General features: G+C 70.4%; 13 protein-coding genes. 5 read left to right on the forward strand and 8 right to left on the reverse strand.

The features are described 5' to 3' along the window. Positions 1-527: 527 nt before the first annotated feature. Positions 528-1,901, forward strand: a complete 1,374-nt coding sequence (locus AB0M82_RS36315) for a glutamate decarboxylase (RefSeq protein WP_364732009.1) — start codon at positions 528-530, stop codon at positions 1,899-1,901. Positions 1,902-1,905: 4 nt separating this feature from the next. Continuing rightward, positions 1,906-3,087 (forward strand): cytochrome P450, encoded by a 1,182-nt coding sequence (locus tag AB0M82_RS36320; protein WP_364732010.1) that lies wholly within the window; start codon positions 1,906-1,908, stop codon positions 3,085-3,087. A gap of 418 nt (positions 3,088-3,505) precedes the next feature. On the opposite strand, the gene AB0M82_RS36325 is transcribed toward AB0M82_RS36320, so the two are convergent. Continuing rightward, positions 3,506-6,319: a BTAD domain-containing putative transcriptional regulator gene (locus tag AB0M82_RS36325; protein ID WP_364732013.1), complete on the reverse strand. Its 2,814-nt coding sequence runs from the start codon at positions 6,317-6,319 to the stop codon at positions 3,506-3,508. Between the two features lie 81 nt (positions 6,320-6,400). Here AB0M82_RS36325 and AB0M82_RS36330 point away from each other — a divergent pair, with 81 nt between their 5' ends. The 3 genes from AB0M82_RS36330 (at position 6,401) to AB0M82_RS36340 (ending at position 7,814) form a co-directional block, all read left to right on the forward strand. Next, positions 6,401-6,751, forward strand: a complete 351-nt coding sequence (locus AB0M82_RS36330) for a hypothetical protein (protein WP_364732015.1) — start codon at positions 6,401-6,403, stop codon at positions 6,749-6,751. 151 nt (positions 6,752-6,902) lie between these two features. After that, on the forward strand, positions 6,903-7,130 hold the full coding sequence (locus AB0M82_RS36335; protein WP_364732017.1) for a hypothetical protein: 228 nt from the start codon (positions 6,903-6,905) through the stop codon (positions 7,128-7,130). A gap of 201 nt (positions 7,131-7,331) precedes the next feature. Continuing rightward, positions 7,332-7,814 carry a penicillin acylase family protein gene (locus tag AB0M82_RS36340; protein WP_364732018.1) on the forward strand — a complete coding sequence of 161 codons (483 nt, stop codon included), beginning with the start codon at positions 7,332-7,334 and terminating at the stop codon, positions 7,812-7,814. Between the two features lie 57 nt (positions 7,815-7,871). On the opposite strand, the gene AB0M82_RS36345 is transcribed toward AB0M82_RS36340, so the two are convergent. The 7 genes from AB0M82_RS36345 to AB0M82_RS36375 are packed head-to-tail and all read right to left on the reverse strand — an operon-like array spanning position 7,872 to position 18,791. Further along, positions 7,872-9,689 (reverse strand): copper-binding protein, encoded by a 1,818-nt coding sequence (locus AB0M82_RS36345; RefSeq protein WP_364732020.1) that lies wholly within the window; start codon positions 9,687-9,689, stop codon positions 7,872-7,874. A 57-nt stretch (positions 9,690-9,746) separates the two neighbouring features. Continuing rightward, complete coding sequence (locus AB0M82_RS36350) at positions 9,747-13,691, reverse strand: ThuA domain-containing protein (RefSeq protein ID WP_364732021.1); 3,945 nt, start codon at positions 13,689-13,691, stop codon at positions 9,747-9,749. Then, positions 13,688-14,677: a multicopper oxidase domain-containing protein gene (locus AB0M82_RS36355; protein WP_364732022.1), complete on the reverse strand. Its 990-nt coding sequence runs from the start codon at positions 14,675-14,677 to the stop codon at positions 13,688-13,690. Before AB0M82_RS36355 ends, AB0M82_RS36350 begins: the two co-directional genes overlap by 4 nt. A 19-nt stretch (positions 14,678-14,696) precedes the next feature. Then, positions 14,697-15,548: a sugar phosphate isomerase/epimerase gene (locus tag AB0M82_RS36360; RefSeq protein ID WP_364732023.1), complete on the reverse strand. Its 852-nt coding sequence runs from the start codon at positions 15,546-15,548 to the stop codon at positions 14,697-14,699. 9 nt (positions 15,549-15,557) lie between these two features. Then, positions 15,558-16,562 (reverse strand): sugar phosphate isomerase/epimerase family protein, encoded by a 1,005-nt coding sequence (locus tag AB0M82_RS36365; protein WP_364732025.1) that lies wholly within the window; start codon positions 16,560-16,562, stop codon positions 15,558-15,560. Next, positions 16,559-17,704, reverse strand: a complete 1,146-nt coding sequence (locus AB0M82_RS36370; protein WP_364732026.1) for a Gfo/Idh/MocA family oxidoreductase — start codon at positions 17,702-17,704, stop codon at positions 16,559-16,561. Before AB0M82_RS36370 ends, AB0M82_RS36365 begins: the two co-directional genes overlap by 4 nt. A gap of 31 nt (positions 17,705-17,735) precedes the next feature. Beyond that, positions 17,736-18,791: a substrate-binding domain-containing protein gene (locus AB0M82_RS36375; RefSeq protein WP_364732027.1), complete on the reverse strand. Its 1,056-nt coding sequence runs from the start codon at positions 18,789-18,791 to the stop codon at positions 17,736-17,738.

The following is an 18,791-nucleotide window of genomic DNA, read 5'->3' on the forward strand; positions in this document are numbered from 1 at the left end:
GCTGGCACAGCCCCAATGTGGCGTTGGTTGCGTCTGACGCACCCAACGCCACATTGGGTGCACTGGACGCACCCAACGCCACATTGGGGCGCTCGACCCGAACGTCAAACAACTTGCGACCTCGGCGGTCCGCGGGCGATCGCGCGGGCCGCCGGCGCCGAGCCGCCATTCGGCGTTCCGGTCCACCGGCGCCACCGCGGCATCCATCCTTTTTGGACAACGCGGCGAAGGCGTCGGTCAGCAGCAGCCGCCGCGACCAGCAAAACAACCCGAACAGCAAGTGCCGCCGCCGTACCGGTTTCGGTCCTTCCTCCACCGGCGTCGGAACAATACGTGAATGGTCGTCATCCGGTTCAGCGCACAGACGACCCGTTCGGGTTGCACCTCGCCGACGGGATTCCCAGCCTCCGGAGAACCTGTCACCATATCCAACGCCGACCATCGGCTTGGCCGCTTCTGGGAACCAGCGTGACACCGGGGCTGGGGAAGTCGGGTCCGTCGAATCCCCGGGAATTTCGGAGGTTGCCATGAGTTTGCAGCGGGTTCTCACCGACGAGCAGGATCTGCAGATCGCTCCCGTGTTCGCGCAACGAATCGGCGAGGACGTCATTCCGAAGGGCCGCCTGCCGGAAAACCCGATGCCCGCGAGCGTCGCCGCCGCCATCGTGCGGTCGCGGTTGCTGCTCGACGGGCGGGCGGCGCTCAACCTCGCCACGTTCTGCACCACGTCCGCCGAGCCGGAACTGGAGCAGCTCTACGCCGAAACCGCCTCGATCAACCTGATGAACCGCGAGGAGTACCCGGCCAGCTCACACATCGAGCAGGAGTGCATCAACGCGCTCGCGAACTTGTGGCACGAGGACGACGGCCGCTTCGTCGGCTGCTCCACCAGCGGCAGTTCGGAGGCGGCCATGCTCGCGGGCCTGGCCATGCTGCGCCGCTGGCGGGAACAGGGCGGCACGGGACGGCCCAACATGGTGTTCGGCACCCATGTCCACGTGTGCTGGCCGAAGTTCTGCAACTACTGGGACGTCGAGGCGCGGATGGTGCCGCTGACCGAGGGTCGCACGACACTGGATCCCGCGTTGACCGCCGCCGCGGTCGACGAGAACACGATCGGGGTCGTCGCGGTCCTGGGCAGCACGCAGGACGGGCGGTACGACCCGATCGCCGACATCGCGGCCGCCCTCGACGGCGTGGCGGCCGATCGGGGCGTCGACGTGCCGCTGCACGTCGACGCGGCCAGCGGCGGGTTCGTCGCACCGTTCCTCGACGTCGACTTCACGTGGGACTTCGCGCTGCGGCGAGTGGTGTCGATCAACGCTTCCGGGCACAAGTTCGGCCTGGTCTACCCGGGATCCGGATGGTGCCTGTGGCGCGATCCGGAATACCTGCCGGAGTCGCTCGTCTTCGACTGCAACGTCCTCGGCGGCCACCACCCCACGTTCACCCTGAACTTCTCCCGGCCGGCCTCCGGCGTGATCGCGCAGTACTACGAGTTCCTGCGCAACGGCCTCGCCGGCTACCAGCTGATCGCCGAGCGCTGCCAGGAGGTCGCGCGGTACGTCGCGACGAACATCGCGGCCATCGGACCGTACGAGGTCATCGCCGACGGCGAGGATCTGCCAGTGGTGGCGCTGCGGCTGCGTGACCCGCAGGAGGTGGGCTTCACGGTGTACCACCTGTCCGAGGCGCTCAAGGGCGACGGCTGGCACGTACCGGCGTACAGCTTGCCACCGAACCTGGAGCACGTGGACGTGATCCGCGTGGTGTGCCGGCAGGGGTTCACGCTCGACCTCGCGGCGCGGTTCCTCGAAAGCCTCGTCAAGCACACCGGACGCCTGGCCGGGCACCCGTACCCGCTGCCCGAAGTCTCGACCGTGCCGACATTCGCCGACTGACCTCGTGGTCACGCTCGCGGAACTGGAAACCGACCCCTACCCGGCCTATGCCCGGCTGCGCGAGAGCGAGCCGGTCACGTGGGTGCCGGAGGCGCGCCAGTGGCTGGTGACCCGCTGGCGCGACGTCCACACGGTCCTGACCGACACCGAGCGCTTCACCACCGACCAGCCCGGGTCGCCGATGGTCGCGCTGTGCGGCGGAACACCGCTGCTCATGCGGGAGGGCAGGTCCCACGACGACGTGCGGGAGGCGATCGAGCCCGACTTCGCCGCCGACGGGGTCGGCGGCTTCGTCGACGCCGTCGCCCGGCCGGTCGCCCGCCGGATCGCCGGGGAGATCTTCCCGGCCGGCCGGGCCGACCTGGCCGCGGACTACTTCGAACCGGTCGCGACGACTGCCGTGACCGCGCTGCTGGGGTTCGTGGGCACAGGCGCCGATTCGTTGCGTCGCTGGGGCACGGCGCTGACGGAAGGAGCGAACAACTTCGGCCGAGACGCGGCGGTGGACCGGGCCGCGACCGCGGTCCTGGCCGATGACGCGGCCGTGACCGCGCTCGTCCACCGGTTGCGTGAACAGCCGGACACCTCGGTGACTTCACACCTGCTGCACCGCAACCGGCCGTCCGGCCGGGCCCGACCGGACGCCGACGTGGTGCCCGTGCTCAAGCACCTCGGGCTGAGCGTGCTCGAGCCCGGCTGGCTGGCAGGGTGGACGCTGGTGGCGTTGTGGTCGGCACCCGGCCGGCTCGCCGAGGTCCGCGCCGACCGGGCCCGGCTCGGCGCGGCGGTGCGGGAGGCGCTGCGGTGGAGCGGACCGGTCGGGGTGCTCGGCCGGCGCACCACCCGGACGGTGACGCTGGCCGGCCGGGAAATCGCGGCGGGCAGCATGATCGCCGCCGCCGTCGCCTCGGCCAACCGCGACGAAACGGTCTTCACCGACCCCGACCGGTTCGACCTGCGTCGCGACGTCCGCGCCCACCTGGGCTTCGGCGCCGGACCCCACCATTGCCCCGCACATCTGGTGGTCACCGCCCTGGCCGGCACGGCGCTGGACGTCCTGTTCGATCACCTGCCCGGCCTCCGGCCGGCACCCGGCGAGGCGGCGGCGCCACACGGCTGGAAGCTGCGGCTGCCGGGACGGCTCGAAGCGGTGTGGGACGCGGCCCTGGCCCCTGCACCCGTGTGATGCCCGGCATCTGTCGTTCGAGCTGGTCAGGGCCGGCCGCGAAAACGGCGCTGCTCGCTGATCATCTCTTGTTTCGTCGGGTTGTTCGGCGGGATGTGGTTGACGGCGTTGCGGTCGAGGTTGCCGGCGTGGTCGCGTCGGTAAGTGCGGCTACTACGGCGGTCGCAGCGGGTGGGTCGCCGTAGGTGGCGGCGTAGATCTGGCGGTGGCGGCCGGTGAGTTCGGTGGCGCGGATGTCGGGTCGGCGGTGGGCTTGGAGCGCGAGGCCAGGCAGGGTGGCGGTGGTTGGCGAGGCTGTCGCCGGGTCACCGGCTGATGAGGTAGATCGGATCGTCGCCGGGCCGTCGCCGGTTACTCACGCGCCAAGGACGAATCGACTGCTGCTGGGGCGTTCCAGGGTGTGGGCAGCGATCGCCGATCAGAGGTCGTCGAGCCGGCGTTGCACGCGGCGGACGTCGTCGTGCCGGCCTTGCTCCCGGAACAGCCGCAGGGCTTCCCGCCAGGTCGTCCGGGCCTGGTGGACGTCGCCGAGGGCGAGGTGCGGATGGCCGCAGGATTCGAGCACGCCCGGAGTTTCGTACGTGTTGCCGAGATCGCGGAGCATGGTGATGGCCCGCTGGTAGTGGGCGATGGCGCGCTCGTGGTGACCACTGTGGTGGTCGATATAGCCCAGGCTGTCCTCGGTGGCTGCCTCGCCGGTGGGGTCCTGCAGGCGCTGGTGCAGGGCCAGGGCGGCCTGGCAGTGGTCGCGAGCGGTTTCGTAGTCGCCCAGGCGGGCCGCGCGCCAGCCCACCGAGTTGAGCGCGTCGGCTTCCCCGACCGGCTGGTCGAGGCCGCGGTAGAGGTGCAGGGCGCAACGCGCGTGGTCCAGGGCCTTCCGGTCGTCGCCTTGCTGGGTCCACGCTCGCGCGAGCAGCCGGTGGGTGTGGGCCTCGTGGCCGGTGGCGTGGTGTTTCTCGGCGAAGGTGAGGGCCTGGTGCAGGTGGTGCAGGGCGTCCTCGTGGTGGTCCAGCTGGCCGTGGGTCAGGCCGAGGGCTTGGTGGGTGAAGATGACGAGGTCCGGGCCGGGCAGATGCTCGGCGGCGTCGGCGGCGGCCTGCCACACGGCGAGGTGGTCGTGGCGGTGGCCGCGCCGGTAGTGGAACGTGTGCAGGCCCCAGGCCAGGTGCCAAACCGTCGCGTGCCAGTCGTGGCCGGCCGCCGTGTGTTGCGCGGCGAGGAGACAGGCGTGCTCGGCGTCGCACCACGCCAGGGCCGCCGCCGCGTCGGGGAGCGGGTGTGCGTGAGCGTCGGGCAGCTCGAGGGGGACGGGGTCGCGGTGGGGGTTCAGCAGCCGGTCGGCGGTGTGCACCGTGCGGGCGTAGAAGTCCAGGACCCGGCGCGACGCCGTTTCCCGCACCTCAGCCGGCAGATCGGCGGCGAGAGTGGTGGCGTAGGCGCGCACCAGGTCGTGCATGCCGTACCGGCTGCCGGGGGTGCGATCGAGGAGCGACGCGTCGGCCAGCGCTCGCATCGTCGCGCGCGCCTCCCGCTCGGTCAGACCGGTGAGGCAGGCGACGGCGGGCAGGCCGATGTCGGGACCAGGCGCGATGCTCAGCAGGGCGAACGCGGTGCGTTGCTGCTCGGTGAGGTGCCGCAGCGACCAGGACAGCACGGTGGGCAGGCTCGCCGTGGGATCTGTGGGGTCTTCGGAGTCGAGGACCTCCAGGCCGAGGGTCCGGAGGTCGGCGACGACGTCGCCGAGAGGCAGACGCGGGTCGGCGGCGGCGCGGGCGGCGATCAGCCCCAGCGCCAGGGGAAGCCCGCCGCACAGCTCGGCCAGCTCCGCGAGCACCGGCGCGGCCGTTGTCGCGCGGCCGGGGCCGAGGGCGGTGGCAAGCAGGGTGCGTGCTTCGGCGTCGGTGAGCACGTCGAGGGGCACCGGACGGGCGCCATGGCGAGCGATGAGCCCGCGCAGCTGGGTGCGGCCGGTGATGAGCACGGTGCAGCGGCCGCCGCCGGGGAGGAGGGCGGTGACCTGTTCGGTCGCGGCGGCGTTGTCGAGCAGCACCAGCAGGCGCCGGTCGGCGACCAGCGTCCGGTAAAGGCCGGCGCGGCGCTCGACGTCAGCGGGCTGCTGGTCCCGGCCGACGCCCAAAGCCTCGAGGAAGCCGCCGAGCACGTCGACCGGACGGGCCGGTTGTTGTCCGGCAGGACTGAAACCATGAAGGTCGACGAACAACTGCCCGTCGGGGAATCGGTCGAGGTTCCGGTGCGCCCAGCGCAGGGCCAGCCAGGTCTTGCCGATGCCCCCGGCTCCACTGATCGCGGAGATTCGCGCCACTCCGTCGGCGGGGCCGCCGGGCGCGAGGGCAGCGTCGAGCCGGTCCAGCTCGTCCTGACGACCGACGAACGGCGCGGGCGCGGCCGGCAACTGCCGGGGAAGCACCGGCGCCACGGTCACCCCGGGCCCGGGTGCCGCGTTCAGGCCGGGGTCGGCGGCCAGGATCCGGCGGTGCAGTGCCTGCAGCTCGGCGCGGGGGTCGGTGCCCAGCTCCTCGATCAGGCGGTCCCGTAGCCGCCGGAAGTGGTCCAGTGCGTCCGCCGAACGCCCGGCGCGGTGCAGCGCCAGCATGTACTGGCCGGCCACCCGCTCGTCGAGCGGATGCCGCGCCGCCCGTGCCAGCAGGCGGGCCACCAGCTCCTCGCCTCGGCCGGTACGCAGCTGGGCGTCGACCAGATCCTGTTCCACCGCCCACAGTTCCTGCTGCCACCGGTCGCGCTCGGCCTCCACCCAATCCCCGCTCAGGCCGGTCAGCGGTGCTCCGCGCCACAGCGCGACCGCCTCGGTCAGTAGCGCCACGGTGCGGAAGTCGTCCCCGGCGCCCTCGGCCTGGGCTCGCAGCGCGCGGAAGCGGAGCAGGTCGACCGCGGGCTCGTCCTGGTCGATCTCCAGGGCGTAGCCATCGGAGCGGCGCGCGATGGTCAAGGTGCCGGCGAACGCCCCGCGCAGGCGGGAGATGTGGCTGTGCAGCGTCGCCCGGCCTCGCCGAGGGGTGTCGGCGCCCCAGACCCGGGCCACCAGCCGATCCGCCGGCACCAGCTGTCCGGCGTCCACCGCCAGCGCCGCCAGCACACACCGCTGCCGCGGGGGCCCGAGGTCCACCGGCCGCACGCCGGCCTGTGCGGTCACCTCGCCGAGCAAGGCGATCCGGATCGGCATTCCCTCGGCAACAGCGCGGTGACCAGGCACATGCAGAAGTCTGGCAAGGGGTTCACACGGACGGCCGGGCAGGGTGACTTCCGCAGCGGTTGCTTCAGGGATGGGAGTCAGGTGCGAACAAATCTTGTGCGTGGCGGGGTTGCCGGGGTCTTCGCGGTCGCGGCCGCGATCGCGTTCCCGCTCACCGCCTTCGCGGCCGGCGGGAGCGCGCACTGCTCGGCGAAGACGTGCCAGGTCGGCGTGATCAACTTCCCGGGCGGGACGATCTCGGTGGACGTGGACGTGTCCGGCAGCGGCACCGGGGTCTACGCGGTCACCGGGCCGAACAACTACCAGTGCAACGGATCCTTCCCCGCTTCCGGCGGGGTCCGCTCCTACGTCTGCCGCAATGCTCCGGCCGGCACCTACGTGGCGGGCGTGAACGGGCCCTCCGGGCCCACCGCGGTCGGCCTGCGCTGGTGATTTCGACGCTATCAGTGGAGGAGATGTCGTGAAAAGATCATTCATCCGGGCCGGGGCGGTTCTCGTGACCACTCCCCTGGCCATCATGTTGGCCTCAGGCGTGGCGTTCGCAGCCGGCAGCAGTGCCAGCTGCACCGGATCGAGCTGTTCGGTGAGCGGGCACGGATTCCCCGGCGGCACCGTGTCGATCGACGCGGACACCGGCGGCTCCGGAACCGCGATCTGGGGTATCGACGGGCCGCACGGTTACCGGTGCAGCACGAGGTTCTCGGCCGCGGGCGGCGTGCGGTCCTGGACCTGCAGCGGCGTACCGGCGGGGACCCTCCTCGCGACGGTCGCCGGTCCGGCGGGCCCATCCGTCGTCGGCATCCGCTGGTGATCGGGCAGTGATTACCCGGTGGGTTCTCCGTTCCTGGGGGATGGAAAACCCACCGGCCACCCAGAATCCGCCCCGTTACATGTAATCCTCGAACGCGGACCGGCGCTCGCCTCGCGGTCGTGGTCACCGCGGCGGACATCGGGGACCGGATGGGCGCCAAGCCGCTGGTCATCGCGCTGCTGAACGGGGGACGAGAGAAACATGCCGCCGTTCTCCGCCGACGACCCGGTGAACACGCCGAACACGCTCAACACGGCGAGCCCCGCCGTCGCCCAGGCATTGACCGACGCGGTCGCCGAGCTGCGGGCCGCCGGCATCGCGCTGGACGCGCCGTTCGGTGACCACCACTACGTCGTCCGCGACGGGGAGCGGATTCCCATCGGTGGCGGCACGGCCCGGCTCGGGGTGTTCAACTCCATCGGCGGGATCTGGGATCCGGCCGCCGGATACACGGAGATGCTGCAGGGCGCGACCTATCTGCACGTCGTCGCGTTCGACGGCGACCGGTGTCCGGACACCACGACGCTGCTGGCCTACTCGCAGTCCGGTGATCCGACGTCACCGCACTACAGCGACCAGACGAAGCTCTACTCGCGCAAGCAATGGGTGACCGAACGGTTCTGCGAGCGGGACGTTCTCGCCTCGCCGCAGCTTCGGGTCGTTCACCTCCGGCAGGGCGGCTGAGAGCCGGCGCCGATCTGGGCCGGGTAGGCGACGAGCGCGCCTACCCGGGCCGGCCGGCTACAACCGCTTCTTCACATCGGGTCCGCGACCGGCGGCGGGAGCGCCGCCGACGCCGGACTCGATCGCGGCCGTCACGATGCGGTTCCGGTCACCCGACGACAGCACCCCGTCGCCGACCAGTTCCTGTGTCACCGCCTTCACGTGCTTCACGAACCGGTCGTGGGACGCGTACTCCGCGTTCTCGTCGATGACGTCGTTGATCGTGCAGCCGTTGCCGATGTCGATGTTCTCGACCTGGCTGTCGATCCCGCCGATCACCACCGTCTCCCGGGTGTCCGAGGACGGGCAGGCGTCCGGCGGCGGCGCGGCCGCGACCACGGTGAACGTCCCCGGCGCCTCCGCTGAGACGTTCCCGGCGACGTCCGTGGCCCTCGAACGCACCGTGTGCGCGCCGAGCGCGGACACCACCACCGGGGCCGCATAGCGCGCCCACGCTCCACTGTCTACTTTGTACTCGATGAAGTCCACACCGGACTCCGGGTCGGTGGCGGTCACCGTCACCCTCGCCTGTCCCACGTAGTTCCAGTTGCCGTCCTGCTTCCCGCTGACCTGCATCGACACGGTGGGCGCGGTGGTGTCCCCACCGGCGACCACGACAAAGGACGCAGATCCCTCGGGAGACGTGTTCCCCGCGACATCCCGAGCACGGTAGCCCACCGTGTGCGCGCCCGGCGAAGACACGGGAACCGGTGCGGCGTAGGCGGTCCACGCGCCGCCGTCCACCCGGTACTCCACGGAGGCGATGCCGGAGCCGGTGTCCGAGGCGGTGACCGTGACGACCGCCTTGCCGACGTAGTTGCCGTCGGCGTCCCGCGTACCACCCACCGAAGCCGTGACGACCGGCGCGGTCGTGTCGCTCTTCACCACCGTGAAGTGGGCCATCCCTTCCGGCGAGGTGTTCCCGGCGACGTCACGAGCGCGATAGGAAAGCATGTGCGTTCCCGCCGCGGTCACCGGAACCGGTGCGGTGTAAGCGGTCCACGCACCGTCGTCCAGCTTGTACTCCACGGCGGCCACGCCGGAGCCGGTGTCGGTGGCCGTGATGGTCGCGGTGGCGACGTCGACGTAGCTGCCGGACGCGTCCTGCGAGCCGGCGATCGACGCGGTCACCGTCGGCGGAGTGCCGTCACCCTGCCGTTCGACGATCGTGAAGTGTTCCATGGCTTCGGCGGACGTGTTCCCGGCGACGTCCGTGGCCCGGTAGTGGACCATGTGCGTGCCCAGCGACGACACCACCACCGGTGCCGAGTAGGGAGTCCAGGTACCGCCGTCGAGCTGGTATTCCACCGACGCGACCCCGGAGCCCGCGTCCGTCGCGGTCAACGAAACCGTCGCCGACCCGACGTAGTTGCCGGACGGGTCCTTGTCCCCCGTCACGGAAGCGCTCACCGTCGGCGGGATCGTGTCGCCGCCGCCGGAGACGACGAACTCCCCCGCCATCGCCGAGTGCCCGGGGATGGTGCAGTAGTAGCGGTACTTGCCGGGGGTGAGCGTCACGACCGCCTCGTGTCGCCCGTTCGCGGGGTCGAACGGGTTGGCCAGGATGTTCAGGGTGACGTCGTGGTTGTAGCCCGGCGTCGAGGTGTCGAACGTCAGGGTGTGCGACATCCCCGTCGTGTTGCCGGTGGCTTCGCTGTTCTCGAAAACGATCGTGGTCTCGCCGGGCAGCGCGCCCGTCGGCGCGGACGCGTATTCGGTGGTGCTGTTGTTCCCGGTCCAGGTCAGGGTCTGGACCGGCGCCGCCACCGCGGGGGTGGCGAGCCCGAGCCAGGCCAGGAAAGCGGCCAGCAGCACGGCGATCAGGCGTGGGGACATCGCGGGAAACCTTCCTGGGAGGGATGGGGGCCGGGCGCGTGCCCGGCCCCCATCGCGCTACAGCTGCCGCACCCGGATGTTGCGGAACTCGATCAGGTCGTTGTCACTGTGGTTCTGCAGCCCGATGAACCCGCTGACGAACTGCCGCAGGTCGGTCGGCGGATCGCCGGCGCGTGAGGACTGCTGACCCGGCGTGTTGTCGAACTCGTTGATCACCACGCCGTTGCGGATCATCGTGTAGTGCTGCCCGACGACCTTGATCTCGTACTCGTTCCACGTGCCCTTCGGCCGCGCCCCCGCCTGGTCGAGCGGACGCGGGTCGAAGTTGTAGACCGAGCCGGTCTTCTGCGGCTCGCCGCTGTCGCCGTCGTAGATCTGGATCTCGTGGCCGCAGTAGATCGCGACCCACGCCTGCGACGTCCGCGCCGAGCCGACCGTCCCGCAGCTGCCTGGTGGCCGCTGCTCGACGGGAGTTCGCGGATCCGGGAACCGGACGAAGACCCCGCTGTTGGCCCGGTTCGGATCCGGGGCGATGTCCTTGAACTGCACCTTCACCGAAAAGTCGGTGAACTGCCGCTGGGCGTACCAGAGCATGCCCAGCCCGCCGGACGCCCGGATGGACCCGTCGGGCTGCAAGGTGAACTGCCCGGACGGTGCCTGTGCCCAGCCGCGCAACGACTCGGCCGTGCCGTCGAAGATCGCGTCGTAGCCGGTGGTGCCCGGCTTCCCGATCGGGGACGCCGCGGCCGCCGCGTTCAGCTCGGCCACCTCGGCGTCGTTCAAGACCCCGAGGTCGGAGAGCGTCTCGGTGGCCTGCTCGACGTGGTTGACGAAGGCGGCGTGCGTGCTCCACGTGCTTTCGTCGTCGATGAAGTCGTCGACCGTGCAGCCACCACCGGCGTTGCGGTTCGGCACCTTCGTGATGGCGTCGCCCAAGGTCACCACCGGACTCGGGTCGGCCACCGCGCAGCCGACGTTCACCGCGGTCCGGGTGGTCACCGCTTCGCCGTCCGCGTAGGTCACGGTCAGCTTGGCGGTGAAGATCCCGGTGCGCGGGTAGGTGTGCCGCGGGTCGGCCTGGGTGGACACCGAGCCGTCGCCGAACTCCCAGCGGTAGGACACGCCGCCGGACTTCGAGCCGGTGAACGCCGCCGTCAGCGCCTTGTTCTGCACCATCGTCGACGACGCCGCCGGCGCCGGGGTCGGGGCGCCACCGGTGTAGCTGATCTTGAGCAGCTTCTGGTTGGCGTCCAGGGAGAAGAACCCGTTGCCGTAGTCGAGCACGTACAGCGCGCCGTCCGGCCCGAACTTGGCGTCCATCCAGCTCTGCACCCGGGTGTCGCCCGCCCCGCCGGGGATGATCTGCCGGAACGTCTCGGCGAACACCGGCGGCTGGTGCGTCGGCACGCCCGCCGGGTCGACGGTCACCGCGACCCGGTTCTGCGCGTTGGCCTCGTCGCCGATGAACCACTTGTTGTCCCAGTACGCCGGCCACGCGACGCCGCTGTTCGTGTTGACCAGCGAGCGGTGGTACGTCGGCCCGGACATGATCGCCTGGCCGCCGCCCCGCAGGTACGGCTGGGTGTAGGTGGCGTCCGCCGCGTTGTACGTCGGAATCGACGAGCCCGGCCGCTTCGGGAAGACCGGGCCGCCGCCGTCCGGCGAGTACCAGATCATGTTGTCCTTGATCGGCGGCAGGTTGACCAGCCCGGTGTTGCGGGGCGAGGTGTTGATCGGGTTGTCGCAGTCGTACCAGCCGGTCAGCTCCGCGGCGTTCGTGCTGCTGCGGTCGCGGTAGGGCTGCCGGTTGCCCATGCAGTACGGCCAGCCGTGGTTGCCCGCCTCGGTGATGATCGTCGCCGTCTCGTACTTCGCCGGCCCGAGCTCGGGGCTGGGCGACGTCGCGTCCGGGCCGACCCAGCCCGCGGTCATCCAGTTGTGCACCGGGTCGATCTGCAGCCTCGAGATGTTCCGGACGCCCATCACGTAGATCTCCGGGCGCGTCTTGTCCGCGGGACCGTTCGGGAACAGGTTGCCCTGCGGGATCGTGTACGTCCCGTTCGCCTCCGGGTGGATCCGCAGGATCTTGCCGCCGAAGTCGTTCGTGTTGCCCGCCGTGCGGCGCGCGTCCTGGAACGAAAGGCCCTTGTACTCGAGCGTCCAGTTGTTGCCCGAGTAGCCGTTCGAACCGCCCGAGGAGTTGTTGTCCCCGGACCCGACGTAGAGGTTGCCGTCCTTGTCGAACGCCATGCCGCCGCCGGCGTGGCAGCAGCTGTGGATCTGCACGTCCCAGGACAGCAGGTCCTTGCGCGTGGCCTGGTCGATCGTCTGCGCGGTCGCGTTGTAGGTGAACCGCGAGATCGTGCGCTTGCCGATCCGCTTGTCGCGGTCGATCGACTCGTGCGGCATCCAGTAGGCGTAGAACCAGCCGTTCTCGGTGAACTTCGGGTCCAGCACCATCCCGAGCAGGCCCTCTTCGTTCTTGACGAGCTCGTCGCCGCTACCGCGGTTGCCCATCACCCGCAACGTCGTGAGCAGCTTGACCTTCTTGGTGACGGGGTCCCACTGGTGGATCGTGCCGCAGCCGAGGCCGACGTTCGGGTCGTCCCAGCTGACCACCGGCCCGGTCGGGCAGGCCGCCTTGCCGATGTAGAACACCTTGCCGTCCGGGGCGATGGTGAGCCCGTGCGGCTCGCCGATCTGGTCGAGCTGGCCCGCGGCGTTCTTGCCGGTCAGCCGCTCGATCTTGTAGTTCGCGGCGATCCCGGCCTGGCAGTCGCCGCGCACCATCCCGGTCGTCCAGCGCAGGGCGCCGAGCAGGTGGTCGCGGAACCGGCCTTCGCCGTAGGACGCTTCGGTGCGGCCCATGCCGGTGTAGAAGGAGCGGCCGCCGTCGTAGTCGCGGCACCACGAGATCGGGTGGAACGCGCCGTTCGCGCCGACCCCCGGCTGGTAGCCCTTCTCCTCGACCTGGGCGACGGTGTGGACGGTGCCGACCGGGTTGGTCTCCCAGGCGAGCCAGCGGTCCGTGCGCGTCCAGTTCTGCGGCAGCCCCTTGGTCGCCGGATGCTGGGCGTCGAGGACGTCGACGACGGCCTGCTGCGGCGCGGGCTCGGGCGGCGGCGGGGTCGTCGAGGTGTCCTTGAAGAGCTTGAGGTCCGCGAGCTGGATGATCGGCTCACCGGCGTTCGCGGTGATGTTCAGCCGGTAGTTCGGGTAGACCGTGGTGTTGGCGAAGGTGAACGTCCTCGTCTGGAACGGCTCGGTGAACGTCTCGTTCGTGCGCGTGTCCAGGTCGGTCCAGGTGGCGCCGTCCGCGGAGCCCTGCAGGGTCCAGTTCTTCGGGTTCCGGCCGGGGTAGTCGTTCGCCGAGACCAGTGAGTAGCTGCTGACCGCGACCGGGGTGGCCATCTTGTAGGCCACCCAGCCGGTCGTCGCGAACGTCAGCCACTTGGTGTTCTCGTTGTTGTCGGCCAGCTTTTCCTTGGTCTCGTTCGGCGGGTTCTCCCCGCTCGCGGTCACCGCCGCCACCGCATCGGGCGTCGGGCGGGCGCCGACCGGGCGCGCCCCGATCAGCCCGGTGAACCACGCGGACGAGTCCTGCGCGCGGGCGGCGTCGGAGATGCCGAGGAAACCGCCGCCCGCCTTCATGTAGGCCTGCAGCGCGGCTTCCTGCTCACGCGCGAGCGTCACGCCCTGCGCGGACAGGAACACCACACCGCGGTAGCGCGCCAGGTTGGCGGTGCTGAACACGGCGGGGTCCGAGGACGCCGTCACCGTGATGCCGTTGTCGCCGCCCAGCCGCGCGATCGCGTCCGCCGCGCGGAGCACCGGGTCCTTCTGATCGGCGGCCGCGCCGTGGAAGACCAGCACGTTCACCGCGACGTTCGCCGCAGGGGCCGCTTGGGCCACCGGCATCGCCATCAGCGGGGCCCCGGCCGCGAGGACCGCCCCGATGGCGAGCACGAGCGCCCCGCGCCTGCCGAACCATCGTCGTTTCATAGCTCCCCTCCTGCGTGCGTACGGGAATCGGGGTTCATGTCGTGCCCGGTGTGGCCGTGCTCCTTGAACCGGTCGATCGCGTCCTGCGCGCCGCCGGGCATCCCGCCGTCGGCGTTGCGGACCAGGAAGAGGCCCACCATCCCGCCGTCGGAGTGGGTCTGGACGTGGCAGTGGTACATCCACGCCCCCGGCCCGGAGCCTTCGCCGGCGAGCACCTGAAAGCCGAACGAGCTGCCGGGGTCGAGGTTCTTGTTGTCGACGATGGCAGCGTTGTCATCTGCGCCGCGGAGCATCCCGGTACGGGTATCGGCCCAACGGTGTCCGTGCAGGTGGAACGTGTGCGGCAGGCTGCCGTACCCGATGCAGACCCACTCGACGCGCTCGCCGAGGCGCGCCTCGAACATCGGCGTGTCGGGCGCCATCGCGTGGTTGATCATCATCTCGTTGAACACGACGGTGTATTGCTTGCTCGGCAGCAGGTCGCCGCGCTTGCGCACGATCAGCCCGCCGTACAGCCCGCGGGCGAGGCCGGCGGTGCCGTGGTCGGTGCCCATCGCGTGGTCGTGGTAGTGCCAGTACCCGGCGCTGCCCGGCATCCAGAACCCGCCGCCGGCGTCGTAGCGGGTCCGCGTGCGCCAGGTGTAGGTCCGTGTTTCGCGGGGCTTGTTGAAGGACGCGTTGAGCGGGGCGCCGTCCGACGCGGTGTCGTAGGTGACGCCGTGCGGGTGGATCGACAGCCGCTGGTCGGTCCGGTTGACCAGCTCGATCTCGAGGGTGTCGCCCTCGTAGACCTCCAGCAGCGGCCCCGGGATCGTGGCCTTGCCCGGTTCGAGGCCGTAGCCGTAGAGGCCGCCGGGCAGCGCTTCGGCGTAGATGGTGATCTGGCGGGTCAGGCCCGCGGCCGACGCTGTCCCGGCGACCCCGACGGCGGGCGCGAGCACGCCCGCGGCGGTTCCGGCCAGCATCGACCGACGTGACACTCGCATGTCGTTTTCCCCCGGGGGCTCAGAAACGCACGGTGCGGAGGTATTCGAACCCGACCTTCGCCGTGTTCAGCGGATCGGTGGGCTGGTCGTGCTCGACGATGAATTCACGGATGTCGTGGCAGGAAGCGGCGAAGATGCGCCGGAAGTCGATGACGCCGGTGCCGGGGTCGGTCATCTGCCCGTCCGCGGTCATGTCCTTGACGTGGTACTGCGTCACGCGCGGATAGTGCTGCCGGAACAGCCGCACCGGGTCGGCCCCGCCGGTCACCGCCCAGAACAGGTCGATCTCCAGGTGGACAGTTCGCTTGTTCGTCTTCGCGGTGAGCACGTCGTACGGCAGTACGCCGCCGATCGGGGCGAACTCGTGGGCGTGGTTGTGGTAGCCGAGCTCGATCCCCGCCTTCCGGAAGGCGGCCGCGGCGGTGTTGACACGGCCCGCGAAAGCCTCCCACTCGGCGATGGTGGCGAACTTCGCGTACGGCACGTTGGCGAGGGTGTTGCCCAGGATCTTCGCGTCGGCGATGGCCTGGTTCAGATCACCGTCGATGCCGACGTGCGTCGAGGACGCCTTGAGGTGGCAGCGGTCGAGGATGGCACGGAACTCGGTCGCGCCGCGGCCGTACGTCCCGGCCAGCTCGACCTTCCGGTAGCCGATGTCGGCCAGCGCGGAGAGCGTGCCTTCCGGGTCGTTCTGCAGCAGCGACCGCAGGGAGTAGAGCTGGATGCTGATCTTGTCGAGCGGGATCCGGCGCCGGGCCGTGGCGGCGTCCGCGGTGCCGGGCAACGCGACTGCGGCACCTACCGCGAGAGCCGCCGTCGCCACATTGAGAATCGTCCTTCGGGAGTATTGCTCAGCTTGCGGACCGCACATGGAACTCCCTCATCTCTGGTTGCTGAAAGCCGCGTCGAAAGCCGCCGACGGCTGGTCGAACAGGTGCTCGGGCAGGTACTTCACCGCCTCCGCCGCGCCACGGAGCCGGTCCATCCCGGCGTCTTCCCACTCCACGGAGATCGGGCCGGTGTAGCCGATCGAGTTCAGCGCCCGGAAGCAGTCCTCCCAGGGGACGTCGCCGTGGCCGACGGACACGAAGTCCCAGCCCCGGCGCGGATCCGCCCACGCCAGGTGCGAGCCGAGCCTGCCGTTGCGGCCGTCGAAGCGCTTCCTCGTGTCCTTGCAGTCGACGTGGTAGATCCGGTCGGCGAAGTCGAGGATGAACCCCACCGGGTCGAGGTCCTGCCAGACGAAGTGCGACGGGTCCCAGTTCAGCCCGAAGGCGGGCCGGTGATCGACGGCTTCGAGGGCCCGTTTGGTGGTCCAGTAGTCGTACGCGATCTCCGAAGGGTGCACCTCGTGCGCGAACCGGACGCCGACCTCATCGAAGACGTCGAGGATCGGGTTCCACCGGCGGGCGAAGTCCGCGTAGCCGTCATCGATGTCATCGCGCGTGACCGGCGGAAACATCGCCACGTACTTCCAGATCTTCGACCCGGTGAAGCCGATCACCGTGTCGACGCCGAGCTTCGCCGCCGCGCGGGCGGTGGCGGCCATCTCCGCGGCCGCCCGCTGCCGGACGCCCTCGGGCTCGCCGTCACCCCAGATCCGGGACGGGACGATCGCCTGGTGTCGGTGGTCGATCGGGTCGTCGCAGACGGCCTGTCCGACGAGGTGGTTCGAGATCGCCCACACCTTGAGGCCGTGCTCGGCGAGCAGCGCCAGCCGTCCCGGCACGTAGTCCTCTTCGGACAGTGCGCGGTCCACCTCGAAGTGGTCGCCCGAGCAGGCGATCTCCAGCCCGTCGTAGCCCCACTCCGCGGCGAGCTTGCAGACTTCGGTGAACGGCAGATCGGCCCACTGGCCGGTGAACAACGTGACAGGACGGCTCATTTCTCCTCCACCGGTGTCCAGTTCGCTTCTGCGGCCGCACTCTTCTCGACGGCGTGCAGCACCCGCTGGACGCGCAGGCCGTCGTCGAAGCCCGGCTCGGGATCGGTACCCGCGCTGATGGCGGCAAGCAGGTCGGCGACCTCGTTGGTGAACGTGTGCTCGTAGCCGAGCAGGTGGCCGGGCGGCCACCACACCCCGACGTACGGGTGCTCGGGCTCGGTGACGAGGATGCGGCGAAAGCCCGCCTCGGTGCCGGCTCCCTCGTACCACTGGAGTTCGTTCATCGACTCGAAGTCGAACGCCAGGCTCGCCTTCGACCCGTTGACCTCCAGCCGCATCGCGTTCTTGCGGCCCAGCGCGAACCGGGTGGCTTCGAAACTCGCGACGGCTCCCGAAGAAAGCCGCGCCAGGAACAACGCGGTGTCGTCGACCGTCACCTCGTCCGTTCCGCCGTTCTCGGACGGCCGCTGCTTCACGAACGTGTTCGTCAGCGCGGAGACGCCGGTGATCACTTCGCCGGTGACGAACTGCGCGGCGTCGACGATGTGCGCGCCGAGGTCGCCCAGCGCGCCCGAACCGGCGGACTCGCGACGCAGCCGCCAGGTCATCGGCGCCCGCGGGTCGGACAGCCAGTCCTGCAGGTAGACCGACCGCACGTGCCGGATCTCGCCGAGCGCCCCGCTCGCGACGAGGTTCCTGGCGTGCGCGAGCGCGGGCACCCGGCGGTAGTTGAACGCGACCATGGCCCGTACCCCGCGTTCACGGGCCTTCCGCGCCGCCTCCGCCATCGCCTCGGCCTCCGCGACCGAGTTGGCGAGGGGCTTCTCGCACAGCACGTGCTTCCCGGCTTCCAGCGCGGCGATCGCGATCTCCGCGTGGGTGTCCCCCGGCGTGCAGATGTCGACCAGGTCGACGTCGTCGCGCGCGATCAGCTGCCGCCAGTCCGTCTCGACGCCGGCCCAGCCGAACCGCCGCGCCGCCGCCGTGGCCCGGGCCTCGTCCCGGCCGGCGAGCACGGCGAGTCTCGGCACCAGCGGTGGGTCGAAGAACCGGTGGACGCTGCGCCAGGCGTGCGAATGCACCGCGCCCATGAACGCGTGGCCCACCATGCCGATCCCGATCGTGTCCCGTGCCGGGCTCATGCCCCTCCCTCTGTTCTCGGTGGCCGACGGCTCAGGAATCGAAGCCGACGTCGGCGTACTGGTCGACGTTCTCCTTGGTGACCACCGCGGAGTACGTGGTGATCTCGGCCGGGATGTCGTGCTCGGCGAAGTCGCCGATCCCCTTCGTCTGCCCGAGCAGGCGCGCCAGTGAGACGGCGGTCGAGGCCATCGACGGGCTGTAGAGCACGGTCGCCTTGATCGGCGACGCGTCGGCCTTGATCAGCGTCATCATGTTCTTCGAACCCGCGCCGCCGACCATCAGGAACTCCTTGCGGCCCGCGTTCTCGATGGCCGCGTTGACGCCGACCCCCTGGTCGTCGTCGTGGTTCCACAGCGCGTCCAGCTTGGCCGCGCTCTGCAGCAGGTTCGCCGTCTGCTGCTCGCCGGACTCGGGCGTGAACTGGGCCGAAACCCGCGGGCCGACCTTGAACCCGGCGCGGGCCAGCGCGTCCGAGAACCCCTTGCTGCGTTCCTGGGTCAGCGGCAGCGAGTCGATCCCGGCGACCTCGCCGATGATCGGGTTCGCGACGTTCCTCGCCTTCAGCTGTTTCGCGATGTAGTTGCCGGCGTTGACGCCCATCCGGTAGTTGTCCCCGCCGATCCACGTCCGGTACGCGAGCGGCGTGTCGAAGACGCGATCCAGGTTGATCACCGGGATCCCCGCGTCGATCGCCTGCTGCCCGACGGAGGTGAGCGCCTTGCCGTCGAAGGGCAGGATCACCAGCACGTCGACCTTCGCGTTGATCAGGGTCTCGACCTGGGAGATCTGCTGGTTGACGTCGTTGGTGCCCTCGGTGGCGGTGAACTTCACCTCGCTGAACTTCTGCGCCTGCGCCCGGGCGTTCTTGGTGATCGCCGCGATCCAGCCGTGGTCGGCGGCCGGCGCGGAGAAGCCGATGGTGATCGGCTTCCCGGGCTGGGTGTCGTTGGCCGCGTTCGCGACCGGCGCGTTCGACTGCTGGTTCGACGGCGTGTTCGACGTGCAGCCGGCCAGCAGCGCGCCGGCGCCGACCGCGGCACCGCCGAGCAGGAAACCCCGGCGGCCGAGGAAGGGGTGTTCGGTCAT

The sequence above is a fragment of the Amycolatopsis sp. NPDC051128 genome (genome assembly GCF_040682715.1).
In the GTDB taxonomy this organism is placed as follows: Bacteria; Actinomycetota; Actinomycetes; order Mycobacteriales; family Pseudonocardiaceae; genus Amycolatopsis.

Coding starts and splice junctions, on each gene's coding strand:
- AB0M82_RS36315 (WP_364732009.1), top strand. CDS start 528: ATGAGTTTGCAGCGGGTTCTCACCGACGAGCAGGATCTGCAGATCGCT.
- AB0M82_RS36340 (WP_364732018.1), top strand. CDS start 7,332: ATGCCGCCGTTCTCCGCCGACGACCCGGTGAACACGCCGAACACGCTC.
- AB0M82_RS36345 (WP_364732020.1), bottom strand. CDS start 9,689: ATGTCCCCACGCCTGATCGCCGTGCTGCTGGCCGCTTTCCTGGCCTGG.
- AB0M82_RS36350 (WP_364732021.1), bottom strand. CDS start 13,691: ATGAAACGACGATGGTTCGGCAGGCGCGGGGCGCTCGTGCTCGCCATC.
- AB0M82_RS36355 (WP_364732022.1), bottom strand. CDS start 14,677: ATGCGAGTGTCACGTCGGTCGATGCTGGCCGGAACCGCCGCGGGCGTG.
- AB0M82_RS36360 (WP_364732023.1), bottom strand. CDS start 15,548: ATGTGCGGTCCGCAAGCTGAGCAATACTCCCGAAGGACGATTCTCAAT.
- AB0M82_RS36365 (WP_364732025.1), bottom strand. CDS start 16,562: ATGAGCCGTCCTGTCACGTTGTTCACCGGCCAGTGGGCCGATCTGCCG.
- AB0M82_RS36370 (WP_364732026.1), bottom strand. CDS start 17,704: ATGAGCCCGGCACGGGACACGATCGGGATCGGCATGGTGGGCCACGCG.
- AB0M82_RS36375 (WP_364732027.1), bottom strand. CDS start 18,791: ATGACCGAACACCCCTTCCTCGGCCGCCGGGGTTTCCTGCTCGGCGGT.